General features: G+C 61.2%; 15 protein-coding genes and 1 pseudogene. All 16 read right to left on the bottom strand.

Annotated elements, in window-relative coordinates; all coding sequences use genetic code 11:
* Positions 1 to 347, bottom strand: a pseudogene (locus WB402_RS11015) ((Fe-S)-binding protein); the annotation flags it as partial.
* The gene (locus tag WB402_RS11010) at positions 338 to 1,075 is read right to left on the bottom strand and encodes a (Fe-S)-binding protein (RefSeq protein WP_424207812.1); all 738 of its coding nucleotides are present in this window, start codon (positions 1,073 to 1,075) and stop codon (positions 338 to 340) included. The gene WB402_RS11010 and the pseudogene WB402_RS11015, both read right to left, overlap by 10 nt.
* Positions 1,076 to 1,255: 180 nt before the next feature.
* A complete protein-coding gene (locus WB402_RS11005; RefSeq protein ID WP_424207808.1) occupies positions 1,256 to 2,437 on the bottom strand; it encodes an O-succinylhomoserine sulfhydrylase in 1,182 nt (393 codons plus the stop codon).
* 282 nt (positions 2,438 to 2,719) lie between these two features.
* Positions 2,720 to 2,983 (bottom strand): hypothetical protein, encoded by a 264-nt coding sequence (locus tag WB402_RS11000; protein WP_424207806.1) that lies wholly within the window; start codon positions 2,981 to 2,983, stop codon positions 2,720 to 2,722.
* Positions 2,984 to 3,586: 603 nt separating this feature from the next.
* Complete coding sequence (purF, locus tag WB402_RS10995) at positions 3,587 to 5,119, bottom strand: amidophosphoribosyltransferase (RefSeq protein ID WP_424207804.1); 1,533 nt, start codon at positions 5,117 to 5,119, stop codon at positions 3,587 to 3,589.
* A 33-nt stretch (positions 5,120 to 5,152) separates the two neighbouring features.
* Positions 5,153 to 5,647: a CvpA family protein gene (locus WB402_RS10990; RefSeq protein ID WP_424207802.1), complete on the bottom strand. Its 495-nt coding sequence runs from the start codon at positions 5,645 to 5,647 to the stop codon at positions 5,153 to 5,155.
* Positions 5,648 to 5,653: 6 nt separating this feature from the next.
* On the bottom strand, positions 5,654 to 6,235 hold the full coding sequence (locus tag WB402_RS10985; protein ID WP_424207800.1) for an SPOR domain-containing protein: 582 nt from the start codon (positions 6,233 to 6,235) through the stop codon (positions 5,654 to 5,656).
* Positions 6,236 to 6,240: 5 nt separating this feature from the next.
* Positions 6,241 to 7,518, bottom strand: coding sequence for a bifunctional tetrahydrofolate synthase/dihydrofolate synthase (folC, locus tag WB402_RS10980; protein ID WP_424207810.1), 1,278 nt, complete (start codon positions 7,516 to 7,518; stop codon positions 6,241 to 6,243).
* A gap of 5 nt (positions 7,519 to 7,523) precedes the next feature.
* A complete protein-coding gene (gene accD, locus WB402_RS10975; protein ID WP_424207799.1) occupies positions 7,524 to 8,438 on the bottom strand; it encodes an acetyl-CoA carboxylase, carboxyltransferase subunit beta in 915 nt (304 codons plus the stop codon).
* Positions 8,435 to 9,277: a tryptophan synthase subunit alpha gene (gene trpA / locus WB402_RS10970; RefSeq protein WP_424207797.1), complete on the bottom strand. Its 843-nt coding sequence runs from the start codon at positions 9,275 to 9,277 to the stop codon at positions 8,435 to 8,437. Before trpA ends, accD begins: the two co-directional genes overlap by 4 nt.
* A complete protein-coding gene (trpB, locus tag WB402_RS10965) occupies positions 9,277 to 10,476 on the bottom strand; it encodes a tryptophan synthase subunit beta (RefSeq protein WP_424207795.1) in 1,200 nt (399 codons plus the stop codon). The genes trpA and trpB overlap by 1 nt, the downstream gene beginning before the upstream one ends.
* Positions 10,473 to 11,090, bottom strand: coding sequence for a phosphoribosylanthranilate isomerase (locus tag WB402_RS10960; protein ID WP_424207793.1), 618 nt, complete (start codon positions 11,088 to 11,090; stop codon positions 10,473 to 10,475). The genes trpB and WB402_RS10960 overlap by 4 nt, the downstream gene beginning before the upstream one ends.
* Positions 11,091 to 11,228: 138 nt before the next feature.
* The gene (gene truA, locus WB402_RS10955) at positions 11,229 to 12,017 is read right to left on the bottom strand and encodes a tRNA pseudouridine(38-40) synthase TruA (protein WP_424207791.1); all 789 of its coding nucleotides are present in this window, start codon (positions 12,015 to 12,017) and stop codon (positions 11,229 to 11,231) included.
* A 479-nt stretch (positions 12,018 to 12,496) separates the two neighbouring features.
* Positions 12,497 to 13,168 (bottom strand): DUF599 domain-containing protein, encoded by a 672-nt coding sequence (locus tag WB402_RS10950; RefSeq protein WP_424207789.1) that lies wholly within the window; start codon positions 13,166 to 13,168, stop codon positions 12,497 to 12,499.
* Positions 13,169 to 13,291: 123 nt separating this feature from the next.
* On the bottom strand, positions 13,292 to 13,636 hold the full coding sequence (locus WB402_RS10945) for a TusE/DsrC/DsvC family sulfur relay protein (protein ID WP_424207787.1): 345 nt from the start codon (positions 13,634 to 13,636) through the stop codon (positions 13,292 to 13,294).
* 125 nt (positions 13,637 to 13,761) lie between these two features.
* Entirely contained in the window at positions 13,762 to 14,130 is a 369-nt protein-coding gene (locus tag WB402_RS10940; protein ID WP_424207785.1) for a hypothetical protein, read from the bottom strand.
* Positions 14,131 to 14,224: the final 94 nt, after the last annotated feature.

Here is a 14,224-nt window from a genome sequence, read left to right as displayed (position 1 = left end):
TCCGACACCATGGATTTCGATTTCACCACCTTGTGCAGGCCATGCTGGTGCGCGATCTCGGCCACGATGCGGTTCGCCTCGTCGGCGGTCTCGGCCCAGTGCACCACCGTCCCGCGCGCGGTCGCTTCCTGCTCGAAGCGCAGCAGGTAACGGTCGAGATTGCTGATGACCTTGTCGCGGATTTCCGCAGCGGCGTCGCGGATTTCCGCAAAGTTCGGCAGCTCCGCGATCGCCGCCGCGCGGCCGTCGACGAACTTGGTCTGGAGCTTTTCCAGCGCCTTTTGCAGCTTTTCATTGCGCAGGTTCTCGCCCGCCTTGCGCTTGAAATGCATCGCCGTTACTTGCATATGCCATTTTCTCCAGCCAAAACTTCGGCAACATGCAGCACGCGGGTTTCGAGGTCTCCGCGGCGACGCAGGCGGCCCTCGATGTTCATCAGGCAGCCCAAATCGCCGGCGACGATGGCACCGACCCCGGTCTGGGCGATGTGTTCGCATTTGTTATCGGCCATGCGTGTGGAAATTTCGCCGAACTTGACCGAGAAGGTGCCGCCGAAACCGCAACAGGTCGTGGATTCACGCATCTCGGTCAGCTTCACACCCGGCATCTTCGCCAGCAGCGCGCGCGGCTGCGCCTGCACGCCCATTTCGCGCAGACCGGAGCAGGAATCGTGATAAGTCAGCGAACCGGAATAACGGCCGGGGACGTTCTGGAGCTTGACGACGTTGGCCAGAAAATCGGTCAGTTCATAGGTGCGGGCGGACAGGCGTTTGATTGATTCGATGACGGCTGGGTTGTCCTTGAACAGCGCCGGGTAATGCACACGTATCATCCCGGCGCAGGAGCCGGATGGCAGGACCACGTAATCGCAGCCGTCGAATTCCTGCAGGACTTTCAGCGCCAGCGCTTTCGCGGCCTTCCGGTCTCCCGAGTTGTAACCCGGTTGGCCGCAGCAGGTTTGGGCCGGTGGTACTACCACTTCACAACCGGCCGCCTCCAGCAAACGCAACGCCGCGAACCCGATGCTCGGCCGCATCAGGTCCACGAGGCAGGTGACGAACAGGCCAACGCGCATCCGGCTCATTCTACATCGTGTGCCGCCAGTTTGTTCAGCACACTCCGCTTCGCATCATGAAAGGCCTCGCGTGAAGTCTTCCTTGGGACCTTCAAATATTAGTGGGGTGGGCATCGCCCACCATGAAGGTAGCCCGATTGCGGTCCGATGGTGGGCATTGCCCACCCTACGTCCCTTGCATCATGAAAGGCCGTGCGCGAGATCCTTCTTGATATCCTCCAGGTCTTCCAGCCCCACCGAAATCCGGATCAGGCCGTCGCTGATGCCAGCCTCGGCGCGCTGCTCAGGCGTCAGGCGGCCGTGCGTAGTCGTGGCCGGATGGGTGATGGTGGATTTGGTATCGCCCAGATTCGCGGTGATGGAAATCACGCGCGTGCTGTCGATCAGCTTCCAGGCCGCGTCCTTGCCGCCGTCTACCTCGAACGAAACGATACCGCCGAAACCGGACTGCTGCTTTTTGGCCAGTTCGTGCTGCGGGTGGGAAGCGAGGCCGGGATAGTAAACGCGCTTCACGCGCTTCTGCTTTTCAAGCCATTGCGCCAGTGCCAGCGCATTCGCGCTGTGCGCCTTTACGCGCAGGCTCAGCGTCTCCAGCCCCTTGAGGAACACCCAGGCATTGAACGGGCTCAGGGAAGGCCCGCAGGTGCGCATAAAGCCATAGACCTTCTCGCCCACGAGTTCCTTGTTGCCAATCACGGCACCGCCGACGCAGCGGCCCTGGCCGTCGAGATACTTGGTCGCGGAGTGGATAACGAGATCGGCGCCGAGCTTCAACGGCCGCTGCAACACCGGCGTACAGAACACGTTGTCCACCACCAGCAGGCAGCCTTTGGCGTGCGCAATTTTCGCGAGCCGCGCGATATCGGCGATCTCGGTCAGCGGATTGGACGGAGTTTCCAGGAACAGCAGCCTCGTGTTCGGCTTGATCGCCTTTTCCCATGCGGCGTAATCCGTGAGCGATACGTAGCTCGTCTCGATCCCGAACTTGACCAGATAGTTGTTGAACAGCAGCACCGAGGCCCCGAAGATATTGCGCGAGGAAACGATGTGATCGCCGCTCTTGAGCAGCGCGAGGCAGGTCGAGAGAATCGCCACCATGCCGGAGGCCGTGGCGACGCATTTCTCGCCGCCTTCCAGTGCCGCCAGGCGTTCCTCGAAGGCGCGCACGGTGGGATTGGTGAAACGCGAATAGATGTTCCCCGGCTCCGCGCCGGAAAACCGCGCCGCCGCCTCCGCCGCGTTTTTGAACACGTAACTGGAAGTGAGAAAGATCGGCTCGGAATTCTCGCCCTCGTTGGTGCGATGCTGCCCCGCCCGCACCGCGCGCGTGTCGAAGCCCCATTGGTCGATATCGTCGGACATGCCTGCTGCTCCTCAAATTCAAGGTTACGGCGCAGGCTTGCGGAGAGCGGCGGACTCGTCGCTACGCGCATCCATGCGCTTTCGCGACATTACTACATCCCTGTAGGGCACAAAAAAAGCCGCGAATGCGGCTAGAGCGGGATACTCTCGCTTTAGCGGCATTTGTATCGCGCCCGCAAGCTGAAGCTCAAATCGGCGCCTATCAGATAGAAATCTATAACGTCATTCGCAGTCTGTCAATGTATATGTAAGTTGTACCGGACCTGGCGAAGCTCGTCATTCCTAAGCTGCGTGACGCTTCCGCGCTGTCCGTCGGGCACGGACGGCATACCGCTGAGCCGACTCGGACACCTTCAACAACGAACGCAGCGCGTCATTGACCGCCTCCGAGTTGCGAAACACCTTGGCCACATCGGGTTCAAGCTTCACGATATTGGAACCTTCTTTCATGAAGCGACGGTAATATTTTCCACGAACTCCCTTGGAATAATCAAAGGTATATTCGCGGCGAAGATCGTCCGACGAAGTACGGTTCTTACGTTTCATGACGGTCTTTCTCTCGCGCCGTTGCGCGCCGTGCGCTGATTATACGTACCGCCGTGCCATGCTCTGTATGGGCGACCAACAGCAGGCGGTAATTTATTATTGATTAATGTTACGCCCTGTCAGTTTTCGCGATGCTTAAACATCAACGCCACCACATCATGTTTGTGGTTCTAGCCCCTGAAGTCAAGCAGAGCCCGGATAAGGTTTTGCTAACCATCCCCGTAGCGCGCGCCGAGTACCGCAGCCCCACCGGGAGCTTTTAAGCGAGCCCGTGTTTGAGCCCGAGGCGCGTAGTGTGCGCCCGGCGAGTTGGCGAGCGCCCGGTGAGGCGAGGAACGGAGGAGCAGTCGCGCGCTCCGGGGTGCCCTTTCTTTTGGTCGCTTTTCTTTGGGCAAGCAAAGAAAAGCGACCCAGGGGTGCAGGGGCGGAGCCACCCGCAATTAGCTTTTTATCGTCGGCGAAGCCGACACAACATAAATTAAAAAGCCGCCCGAAGGCGGCTTTTGTTATTCAAACCCTGGATCTCCGCCTTCGCGGAGATGACAACCAACAAGGTGTTCGCCCTTCGACAGGCTCAGGGCGAACGGCTGAAGGAAGAAGGGATTACCTTGGAAAGCTCAACACTTCCGCGGTAACGAGATCGTTACCACCCCCCTGCCCACCGGTACTGCGGCTGGTCTTGGCGGAATCGTTGCGATGACGCTCGATGCGGTCGAGGTAGTCGCGGGTCACATCGCCGGTGATGTACTCACCGTTGAAGCAGGAACAATCGAACTTCTGGATCTTGGGATTGCCCTCGCGCGCGGCATCGATCAGATCGTCGAGGTCCTGATAGATGAGCTTGTCGGCGCCGATGACCGCCGCAATCTCGTCTTCGGTGCGGCCGTTGCCGATCAACTCATCGCGCGACGGCATGTCGATGCCGTACACGTTGGGAAAGCGCACCGGCGGTGCGGCCGAGGCGAAGTACACCTTGCGGGCGCCGGCGTCGCGCGCCATCTGGATGATCTGCTTGGAGGTCGTGCCGCGCACGATGGAATCGTCCACCAGCAGCACGTTCTTGCGCCGAAATTCGACGTCGATGGCGTTCAGCTTCTGGCGCACCGACTTCTTGCGCTCGGCCTGGCCGGGCATGATGAAGGTGCGGCCGATGTAACGGTTCTTGATGAAACCCTCGCGGTACGGCAGGTCGAGCTCATAGGCCATCTGCAAGGCCGCGGTGCGCGAGGTATCCGGGATCGGAATCACGACGTCGATATCGATGTCCGGCCAGACGCGCTTGATCTTGTTAGCCAGGCGCTCGCCCATGCGCAGCCGCGTCTTGTGCACGTAGATGCCGTCCATCATCGAGTCGGGACGCGCGAAATACACGAATTCGAAGATGCACGGCGAGTGCATCGGCTTCTCGGCGCATTGCTGGCTGTGCACCTGGCCGTTCAGGTCCACCATGATGCACTCGCCCGGCGCGACGTCGCGCACGTAAGAGAAACCCACGACATCGAGCGCGACGGACTCCGAGGCGAACATATAATCCGTTCCCTGCTCGGTTTCGCGCTTGCCGAACACCAGCGGGCGGATGCCGTACGGGTCGCGGAACGCGAGAATGCCGAAGCCCGTCACCAGCATAGTGACGGCGTAGGCGCCGCGGCAGCGCCGGTGCACGGCGGACACGGCGCGGAACAGGTGATCCGGCGCGAGGCGCAGCTTGGCGACTGCCTGCAGTTCATGCGCGAAAACATTGAGCAGAATCTCGGAGTCGGAATCGGTGTTGATGTGGCGCAGGTCCTCGCGGTACAGCTCGTCCTTCAGTTGATCGGCATTCGTGAGATTGCCGTTATGCGCCAGCGCCAAGCCATAAGGAGAGTTCACATAAAACGGCTGGGCCTCGGCCGGGGAATCGCAGCCGGCGGTGGGATAGCGCACGTGGCCGATGCCCATATTGCCCTTGAGGCCGAGCATGTGGCGCTCCTGGAACACGTCGCGCACCTGGCCGTTGTCCTTGCGCAGGTGAATGCGCTTGTCGTCGCAGGTGAGGATTCCCGCGGCATCCTGACCGCGATGCTGCAGAACCAGCAGGCCATCGTAAATAGCCTGGTTAACCGGAGCTTGGGAGAGAATGCCGATAATGCCGCACATGCAGAGAGAACCTCCAGTGCTTAAAGTGTAATTCTACCCGTAGCGGACATGCCGGGCAATATCGTGCGGCATGTAACCGGCCACGTACACCGCGGCACGCTCGAAATACGGCGTGAAACTCGCCTCGCGCCACCACGGGCGCTGCGGAATCGACGTCAATCCGGCGACGAGGAAAACCGCGATGACGATCACAGCGCCGCGTGCCGCACCGATCACACCGCCCAGCGCGATATTGGCATTGCGGAAACCGCGTTTGCCGGGCAGGTGTTTGTGGATAAACCACGATGCCACGATGCCGAGCACAAAGACCACGATAAAAATCAGCACGAAGGCCAGCAGCTGACGCAGCGCCGGATCGTCCACCATTCCATTAAAAATCCCCGAAAACGTTCCTGCGAACAGCCAGGCAAGCAGGCACGACAACACCCAGGTCAATACGGTAATAACCTCGCGCACCAAGCCGCGCCATGCGCCGATCGCGGTAAATACCAGCAAGATCGCGAGGATGATCAGATCGAAACTATTCATAAGCCGTCACGGATAGGACTGCACCACGCCCTGCACGTGCAATTCCTTGTTAATCTGCGCCTGCGCCTTGACCGCCAGTTCCTTGTTGCTGAACGGTCCGACGCGCAGCCGCAGCGCCTTCTTGCCCGCCAGCGTAACCGATTCCGTATGCACCGCATGTCCGTGGCTCTTGAGCTTGTCGCGCAGATGGTTGGCATTGTCAGTGTTGGAGAACGTGCCCACCTGCACCACCCAGCCTTGCGTGATCGTGTCCGCCACGGCGGGAGCCTTCGCAGGTTTTTCCGCCGGCGCGATTTTCATTTCCGGCTGAGGGGCGCTTTCGGCAATCGCGGGCGTTGTTTCCGTCTTCGTCACCGCTTCGGGATTCTGCCTAGGTTTGGCTTCTTCGGCCGCGATCGGTGTCACGATAACCTTGGTCTCGGTGGCGCCGCGCGACGGTGTTTCGCGAACACTCTTGAGTTCCGGTGGCGGCTCGTTTTCATTGAGCAGCATGGGAACGAAGATCACCACCAGCGCGACCAGAATGATCGCGCCAACGATACGGTGCTTGGGATTGAAATCGGGACGGGCTTCGTTTCTGTCCGCCATGGTCATCACGCCTTGCCGAGGCCGGCTAGTATATCACCGACCGTGTGAAAGGAACCAAAGACGACGAGTCGGTCGGCCTCGGTCGCGTCGCGCTGCGCCGCGGCATAGGCCTGATGCACGTCTTCGTATCCCGGCGCCGATACCGGCACGCCGGCGGCGACAAGCGATTCGATCAACTGCACCGCGGTGGCGCCGCGCGGCGTGTGCAACGTCGCCGGATACCAGCGATCCACCACGCCGGCCAGGGGACCGATCACCGACACGATGTCCTTGTCCTTGAGCATGCCGATGACGCCCAGCGTTCGCCCTTCGATACGCTGCTGCTTCAGCGTCGCCGCCAGCGAGCGCGCCGCCTGCGCGTTGTGCGCCACATCGAGCACGCGTACCGGCCGGCCGGGCAGCACCTGAAACCGGCCCGGGATCACACCGGAAATCAGCCCTTCGCGCACGTCGGCCTGGGTCACCGGAAAACGGTCGACAAGCCTATCCAGCGCCGTAAGCGCACAGGCCGCGTTGAACAACTGGTAATCGCCACGCAACGAGGGGTACGGCAGGCCGGCGCGCAGACGCTCTCCGCAGCGCCAGGTCCATTCGGTGCCGGAGCGCTCCACAAAGAAATCTTGATTATATTGCAGCAGCTTCGACCCGATGCGCGCCGCCTCGGCGGCGATAATCGCCGGCGGATTCGGGTCGCCGCAGATTGCCGGCCGGCCGGCCCGTAAAATCCCGGCCTTCTCATGGCCGATGGCCTCGCGGGTATGGCCCAGCCAGGCCGTGTGGTCGATATCTACGGCGGTCACGATCGATACGTCGCTGTCGATGGCGTTCACCGCGTCGAGTCGCCCGCCCATGCCGACTTCGAGCACGGCAATATCGATTTTCGCGGCCTGAAACAGATCGAAAGCGGCGATAGTGCCGAATTCGAAATAGGTCAGCGGCACCGTCCCGCGCGCGGCCTCGATTCGTTCGAAGGCGGCACACAGGTCATCATCGGAAACGTTCCGGCCATCGATACGAATCCGTTCGTTATAGACGATCAGGTGCGGCGAGGTATAGGCGCCGACCCGATATCCCGCGTGGCGCAGGATGGTCTCACACATCACCGTGGTCGAGCCCTTGCCGTTGGTGCCGGTGATGGTGATCGCGGCGAACGCGGGACGGCGCAGTCCCATGGCGTCGAGCACCGCGTGCACCCGCTCAAGCCCGAGCTCGATGGTGCGCGGATGCAGCGTCTCGATCCACGCGAGCCAGTCGGAAAGCGTCCGGGCTTTCTGTCGGTTAATGGCTTTCAGGGGGATTCGGTGAAGCCGGATTCGTTTTCCGGCGACTCGCGGGGCTGGAGGTCGGGACTGGCCTGGCGCGTGAGCAGCGCCAGCAGGTTGGCGAGTTTGTCACGCATCTCGCGCCGGTCGATAATCAGGTCGACCGCGCCGTGCTCGACCAGGAACTCGGAACGCTGGAAACCTTCGGGCAATTTCTCGCGCACCGTCTGCTCAATCACGCGCGGGCCGGCGAAGCCGATGAGCGCGCGCGGCTCGGCCGCAATAATGTCGCCGAGCATGGCGAAGCTCGCCGACACGCCGCCCATGGTCGGGTCGGTCAACACGGAAATGTACGGAATGCCGGCATCGGTCAGATGCGTGAGTGCGGCGCTGGTCTTGGCCATCTGCATCAGCGATAACAGCGCCTCCTGCATGCGCGCGCCGCCGCTCGCGGAGAAACACACCAGCGGAATCTTCTTCTCGAGGCAGACATTGACCGCGCGCACAAAACGCTCGCCGACGACCGCGCCCATGGAGCCGCCCATGAAGGCGAACTCAAAAGCGGCGGCGACCAGCGGCATGCCCTTGAGTGCGCCTTCCAAGACCACCAGCGCGTCGCGTTCGCCGGTGGCTTGCTGTGCCTCGAGCAAACGGTCGCGGTATTTCCTGGTATCCTTGAACTTGAGCGGGTCCACCGGGAACAGCGTCGCCCCGATCTCGTCGCGCGGCCGCGGATCGAGGAAAATATCCAGCCGCCGGCGCGCACCGATGCGCATGTGATGCGCGCACTTGGGGCAGACGTCGAGATTGCTCTCGATCTCGGCGTTGTACAGCACCGTGCCGCAGGCGGGGCATTTCTTCCACAGACCCTCGGGCACCGAGGCCTTCTTGACGCCCTGGCTCTTGATCTTGGGCGGGACCAGCTTGTCGAACCAGCTCATCGTCTTGCTCCGGTGGCGGATGTCGGTGTCCGGGTGGTCTGGTCCATCGCCTCGCGCAGGCGGGCGATGAAGGCCGGGACCTCGGTCAGGATTTTATCCGGTTTTGCCGCCATTTCCTCCATACGCTTGACCACGGCACTGCCGACGATAACCGCATCGGCGAATTCAGCCACCTGCGCGGCCGCTTCGGGGCTGCCGATGCCGAAGCCGACGCCGAGCGGAAGCTTCGTGTGCCCGCGGATTTCCTTGAGTTTGGCCGCCACTTCGCGCACATCTAGGTTCGCGGCACCGGTCACGCCGCGCAACGAGACATAATAGATAAATCCGCTCGCGGCCTTGGCAATGAGTTTGATGCGCTCGGTCGGACTCGTGGGCGCCAGCAGGAAAATCGTGTCGAGCCCCTGGCCCTTCATCGCCTGCTGGAACCCGTGCGCCTCTTCCGGCGGCAGGTCCACGGTAAGCACGCCGTCGACCCCGGCGGCTGCGGCCTCTTTGGCGAAGCGCGCGTAGCCCATCACCTCGATGGGGTTGAGATAACCCATCAGCACCACCGGTGTGGTTTTGTCCTTGTCGCGGAACTCATGCACCATCGCCAGCACATTGGTCAGGCTGATTTTGTGTTTCAGCGCCCGTTCGGCGGCGCGCTGGATCACCGGGCCGTCGGCCATCGGGTCGGAGAACGGCACGCCGAGCTCGAGGATATCCGCGCCATGCTTGACCAGCGCGTGCATCAGCGGCACCGTCACCCACGGCTCGGGGTCGCCCGCCGCTATATAAGGTATGAGCGCGCGCCGGCCCTGCTGCTGCAACGCCTGCATTATTTCCGCGATCCGCGACATTAGAACTTGATTCCTTCGAGATCGGCCACGGTATGGATATCCTTGTCGCCGCGGCCGGAGAGATTGATCACAATGATCTTGTCTTTCCCCAGTTGTGGCGCGAGTTTTTTCGCGTAGGCCAGCGCGTGGGACGATTCCAGCGCCGGCATGATGCCTTCGGTGCGGGTCAGCTCGTGAAACGCCTCCAGGGCTTCCTTGTCGGTGATGGACACATAGTGCGCGCGTCCGGAATCCTTGAGGTAGGCATGCTCCGGTCCCACGCCGGGGTAATCGAGCCCGGCGGAGATAGAATGGGTTTCCGTGATCTGGCCATCTTCGGTTTCGAGTAAATAGGTGCGATTGCCGTGGAGCACGCCCGGCTTGCCGGCGCACAGCGTCGCGGCATGCTTGCCGGTCTGCACACCCTCGCCTCCCGCCTCCACTCCGTACAGCGCTACCCCCTTGTCCCCGATGAACGGATAGAACAGGCCCATGGCATTCGAACCGCCGCCGACACAGGCGACCAGCGCGTCCGGCAAGCGGCCTTCCTGCTCCTTGATCTGTTCGCGCGTCTCGCGGCCGATCACGCTTTGGAAATCGCGCACCATCATCGGATACGGATGCGGCCCAGCGACGGTGCCGATGATGTAAAACGTGCTCTCGACGTTGGTCACCCAGTCGCGCATGGCTTCATTGAGCGCGTCCTTGAGCGTTTTCGAACCGGATTCGACCGGCACCACCTCGGCGCCGAGCAGTTTCATGCGATACACGTTGATCGCCTGGCGCTTCATGTCCTCTGAGCCCATGTACACCACGCACTGCATGCCGAAGCGCGCCGCGACGGTGGCGGTGGCCACGCCGTGCTGGCCGGCGCCGGTTTCGGCTATCACGCGTTTCTTTCCCATGTGGCGCGCGAGCAGCGCCTGGCCGACGGTGTTGTTGATCTTGTGCGCGCCGGTGTGGTTTAGGTCCTCGCGCTTGAGATAAATCTTCACCCCACCCCAGGCATCGGTCAGGCGCCTGGCGAGATAGAGCGGACTGGGGCGACCGACGTAGTCACGCAGGTCGTCAGCCAATTCCTTCTGGAATTTCTTGTCCTTGCGCAGGCGTTCGTAGGCCTCGCGCAATTCCTTGAGCGGCTGCATCAGCGTTTCGGAAACGAAGATGCCGCCGTAATCGCCGAAGTGGCCGCGTTTGTCGGGCAGATCGTAGGCGCTCATGCGTTTTTAACTTCTTCAATGAAGGCGGAAATTTTATTCGCGTCCTTGATACCTTTGCTCTGCTCCACACCACTGGAGACATCCACGGCGAAGGGGTGCACTTTGCGCACCGCCTCGGCAACGTTCTCCGGCGTCAGGCCGCCGGCAAGAATCACCGGCTTGCCCAGATCCTGCGGTATGCGGTTCCAGTCGAAGGCCTGGCCGGAACCGCCGGCCGCGTCGGCGACATAGGTATCGAGTAGCAGCCCGGCAGCATCACCATAGAGGCGCGCCATCTCGCGCAGATCGACGTCGGGTTTCATGTGGATGGCCTTGATGTACAAGCGGTGGTAGCGGCGGCACTGTTCGGGCTTTTCGTTGCCGTGAAATTGTATCAGATCGAGTGGAACGTGACCCAGCACGCCTTCGACCGTGTCAGGCGCGGGATTCACGAACAGACCCACGGTGGTGATGAACGGTGGCAACGCGCGCGTGATCTTGAGCGCCTGGTCGGGATGCACGTGGCGCGGGCTTTTTAGGTCGAACACGAAACCGATCGCATCGGCCCCGGCTTGCGCCGCGGCGATGGCATCCTCGATGCGGGTGATGCCGCAGATTTTCACGCGCGTGCGCATGTGTCCTCCGGAAGGTCGCGAAGCTTACCAGAGCGCGGCGGGTGGCGGAAGGCATGCGACGTCCAGGGGAATATCGCATGGTTTCGATGTCGAGCCGGCGGGCTTTGCGGCCACTCGTGAACAATCATCATGATGAGATCATTTCATCTCGAGCAGCGGCATGGAAGCGGCAATCGCCGGGATTTTCATTTCATCGGGATAGGTCACGGCCGTCAGGTAAAGCCCGTCTGGAGCGGCGGTCACGCCGCCCGCGCGGCGCTCGCGCGCCTCCAGCACCTGCTTCGTCCACGACGGCTCGCGCTCTCCGGCGCCGACAGTCATCAGCACGCCCGCGATGTTGCGCACCATATGTTGCAGGAAGGCATTGGCGTGCGCATGAATATGGACCATGTCACCGTGGCGCGTCACTTCGAGCGCGCGCAACTCTCGCACCGGGCTTTTCGCCTGGCATTCGGTGGCACGGAACGTAGTGAAATCATGCTCGCCGAGCAGATGCTGCGCCGCTTCACGCATGGACGCCACATCGAGCAGGCGGTATTCATGCGTCACGCGCTGCGACAGATACGTCGGACGTATCGCGCGGTTGAGAATGAGGTAATGGTAATGCCGGCCGGTCGCGGAATAGCGCGCGTGAAACCCCTCATCCACCGGCCCGGCCCACAGCAGCGCCACCTCGGACGGCAGATTACTGTTCGCGCCACGCACCCAGGAGTAATCGCTGCGCGCGGCGCTGGTATCAAAATGGATCACCTGTCCGGCCGCGTGCACGCCGGCGTCGGTGCGACCGGCGACCGTGACCTGGATCGGTTCGTCCGCGACCTTGGACAGCGCCTCTTCGACGACACCCTGAACCGTGCGTGTCTGCTCCTGGCGTTGCCAGCCGGAAAAGCGGGAACCGTCGTATTCGAGAATGGCGGCGATGCGCATGGGGAGTATTGTACACGGCGGGATATTTATTTTTGTCGAGCCGCCTGCGGCGGCGTGTACTTGTGGGTGGCTGACCCACGGCAGGTTCCTTTTCTTTGCTCGTGCAAAGAAAAGGAACCAAAAGAAACGACACCCCGGAGCGCGCGACTTCTCCTTCGTGCCCTGGGTGCGCCAAATCACGGCGCACCCGTTCGGCAACGTGGAAGTCCACCGGACATCCACGACTACCCCGCCTCACCCTCGCCCCACCAGGCGCTCGCCAACTCGCCGGGAACAAAAATGTAGCTCCGCTCGCTGCGCTCGCTCGCCTTGCCGAAATACTTGCGTCACGGGCTCAAACACGGGCTCGCTTAACTACTCCCGGTGGAGCTACGGTACTCGGCGCGCGCTACGGGGCCAGAGAACCGGAAGCCGGGGCGCACATTACTGCCACCTGAAATTTTAGTTTTGGCTCACGATTACGGGGATATAAAGCTTACTCACTCACCGCCAGGCGTCAGTATTTTCAGGGTTGTGGAATGATGCTCGCGCAGGTACAGCACCGCGGTCACCAACGTGGTGGTGGCCATGAACACCCAGGGATGAATAAACCAGCCGAGCGCGGCGAGGCTGAAGTAATAGGCGCGCAAGCCCTGATTGAAGTCCTTCGAGGCGTTGGTGCTGACTTCCGCGGCGCGGTGCGCGTAGGCGTTATCGGCGGTTTTGGGTGCGGCGCCGATCAGCACCGAACAGTAATTGAACTGGCGCAGCGCCCAGGTGAACTTGAAAAACGCATGCACGAAGATGACGCCGAGCACGAGCAGCTTGAGCTCCCACTGCACCAGCGTGGTCTTTTCGGCGAACGGAAGCGCCCGCACAATTTCAATCGCGCGGTCGCTCGAACCGAGTATCGTCAGGAGCCCGACCATGATCAGCAGCGTCGTCGAAGCGAAGAACGACACCCCTTGCAGCAGGTTGCGCAGGATGTTCACATCGGCGACGCGGTTGTCGCGCAACGCCATCTGGCGCATCCACTCTTCGCGATGCGTGTGCATCACGGCGCGCAGCGAATGTTTACGCCTAGGTCCCCGGTCCGCGTACCAGGTGTAACCGATCCAGACGGCGGCGAACCAGATCAGGCTCAGGATGTCAGTGGCGGGAATTTCGAACATGCGGGCCTCCCCTTTTCACGGTCCGGACGACACTGTCTCACGCCTTGAGTTTCCGTTCCACGAGCGGTTTCAGTGCGTAGAACGAGGACGGTGGTTGATTTCCTCCGGCTCGATCCGCTTTTTTTAAGTATCCGGCTCCGGCATGGGCAAACCGGCGAGTTTGCAGATCTCGCGCACCGGATCGCGCGGAAACAGACGATACAGAAACTTCTCGTACTCCTTGCGGTTGTGGAAGTGCATGCCATGCTGCCGGCCGAGGGTCAGCACAAGTTGGCGCATGCTTGGATGGGTGCTGTATTGCTGGTAGTAATCGTGGAAGTAACCGATCAACCCCCAGCTCTCGTCGTAGAGCCGGACGCCGTCCTGCTCCGCAATCTTTTCGGCGTACTCTTCGCTCCAATCCTCGGCATGAAGCAGAAACCCTTGTGCGTCCGTCTCGAATACCCGGTCATGTACAACCATGCTCATTGGCCACCTCCTGCGAAATGCGTCCGCCGTGTGGATGGCCGCAGTCTAAGCTGCTGCGATCTTTGTTTATTTTACGCTTGACGTTCGTTCCATGGGTACAGACGAATGTGACACTAATAACGTTGTTATTCCTGCGCCTGCAGTTTGGCTCTTACCAGACGCTCGAAATCCCCCAGTGTACCGCAACGATTGATCTCTTCCCGCGTGACCCATGCTTCCAGTGCGCCATTGTTCTTGAGAAACACCGCCGGTAATGTCACATCGCGTATGCCATATTTTTTCACCAGCTCGTCACGATGAAGAAATTCCACCGGCATGCCCAGCCCGGCGACGAACTGCTTCCATTCGTCGCGCATGCTGAAGGTGGTATGCGTGATCGCGCAGAGGTTGCAGGCATAGGTTTGCGGCGAGACGATCTTGTGGCCGATGTCGAGCAGGGTATTCACGAATCCACTGTCGGCGTTGTAGACAAATATCAGAGTGGGTTTATTCATCGAACGCGTGTGCCAAGACAGGCGCCTGGCATTACAGATTGCGTTGAACCGCGAAAATCGCCGGCTCGTCAGGCAGGGTGCTCACGGAAAAACC

Origin of the sequence: Sulfuricaulis sp., assembly GCF_049587675.1 — a bacterium.
GTDB lineage: Bacteria > Pseudomonadota > Gammaproteobacteria > Acidiferrobacterales > Sulfurifustaceae > Sulfuricaulis.
This window is presented reverse-complemented; position numbering and strand designations above follow the sequence as displayed.

Bases quoted from the DNA above. Each gene is read 5' to 3' on its own strand.
- WB402_RS10950 (WP_424207789.1), bottom strand. From the start codon at position 13,168: ATGTTCGAAATTCCCGCCACTGACATCCTGAGCCTGATCTGGTTCGCC.
- WB402_RS10990 (WP_424207802.1), bottom strand. From the start codon at position 5,647: ATGAATAGTTTCGATCTGATCATCCTCGCGATCTTGCTGGTATTTACC.
- truA (WP_424207791.1), bottom strand. From the start codon at position 12,017: ATGCGCATCGCCGCCATTCTCGAATACGACGGTTCCCGCTTTTCCGGC.
- WB402_RS10945 (WP_424207787.1), bottom strand. From the start codon at position 13,636: ATGAGCATGGTTGTACATGACCGGGTATTCGAGACGGACGCACAAGGG.
- WB402_RS11005 (WP_424207808.1), bottom strand. From the start codon at position 2,437: ATGTCCGACGATATCGACCAATGGGGCTTCGACACGCGCGCGGTGCGG.
- trpA (WP_424207797.1), bottom strand. From the start codon at position 9,277: ATGTCGCGGATCGCGGAAATAATGCAGGCGTTGCAGCAGCAGGGCCGG.
- trpB (WP_424207795.1), bottom strand. From the start codon at position 10,476: ATGAGCGCCTACGATCTGCCCGACAAACGCGGCCACTTCGGCGATTAC.
- purF (WP_424207804.1), bottom strand. From the start codon at position 5,119: ATGTGCGGCATTATCGGCATTCTCTCCCAAGCTCCGGTTAACCAGGCT.
- WB402_RS10960 (WP_424207793.1), bottom strand. From the start codon at position 11,090: ATGCGCACGCGCGTGAAAATCTGCGGCATCACCCGCATCGAGGATGCC.
- WB402_RS11010 (WP_424207812.1), bottom strand. From the start codon at position 1,075: ATGCGCGTTGGCCTGTTCGTCACCTGCCTCGTGGACCTGATGCGGCCG.
- WB402_RS11000 (WP_424207806.1), bottom strand. From the start codon at position 2,983: ATGAAACGTAAGAACCGTACTTCGTCGGACGATCTTCGCCGCGAATAT.
- accD (WP_424207799.1), bottom strand. From the start codon at position 8,438: ATGAGCTGGTTCGACAAGCTGGTCCCGCCCAAGATCAAGAGCCAGGGC.
- WB402_RS10940 (WP_424207785.1), bottom strand. From the start codon at position 14,130: ATGAATAAACCCACTCTGATATTTGTCTACAACGCCGACAGTGGATTC.
- WB402_RS10985 (WP_424207800.1), bottom strand. From the start codon at position 6,235: ATGGCGGACAGAAACGAAGCCCGTCCCGATTTCAATCCCAAGCACCGT.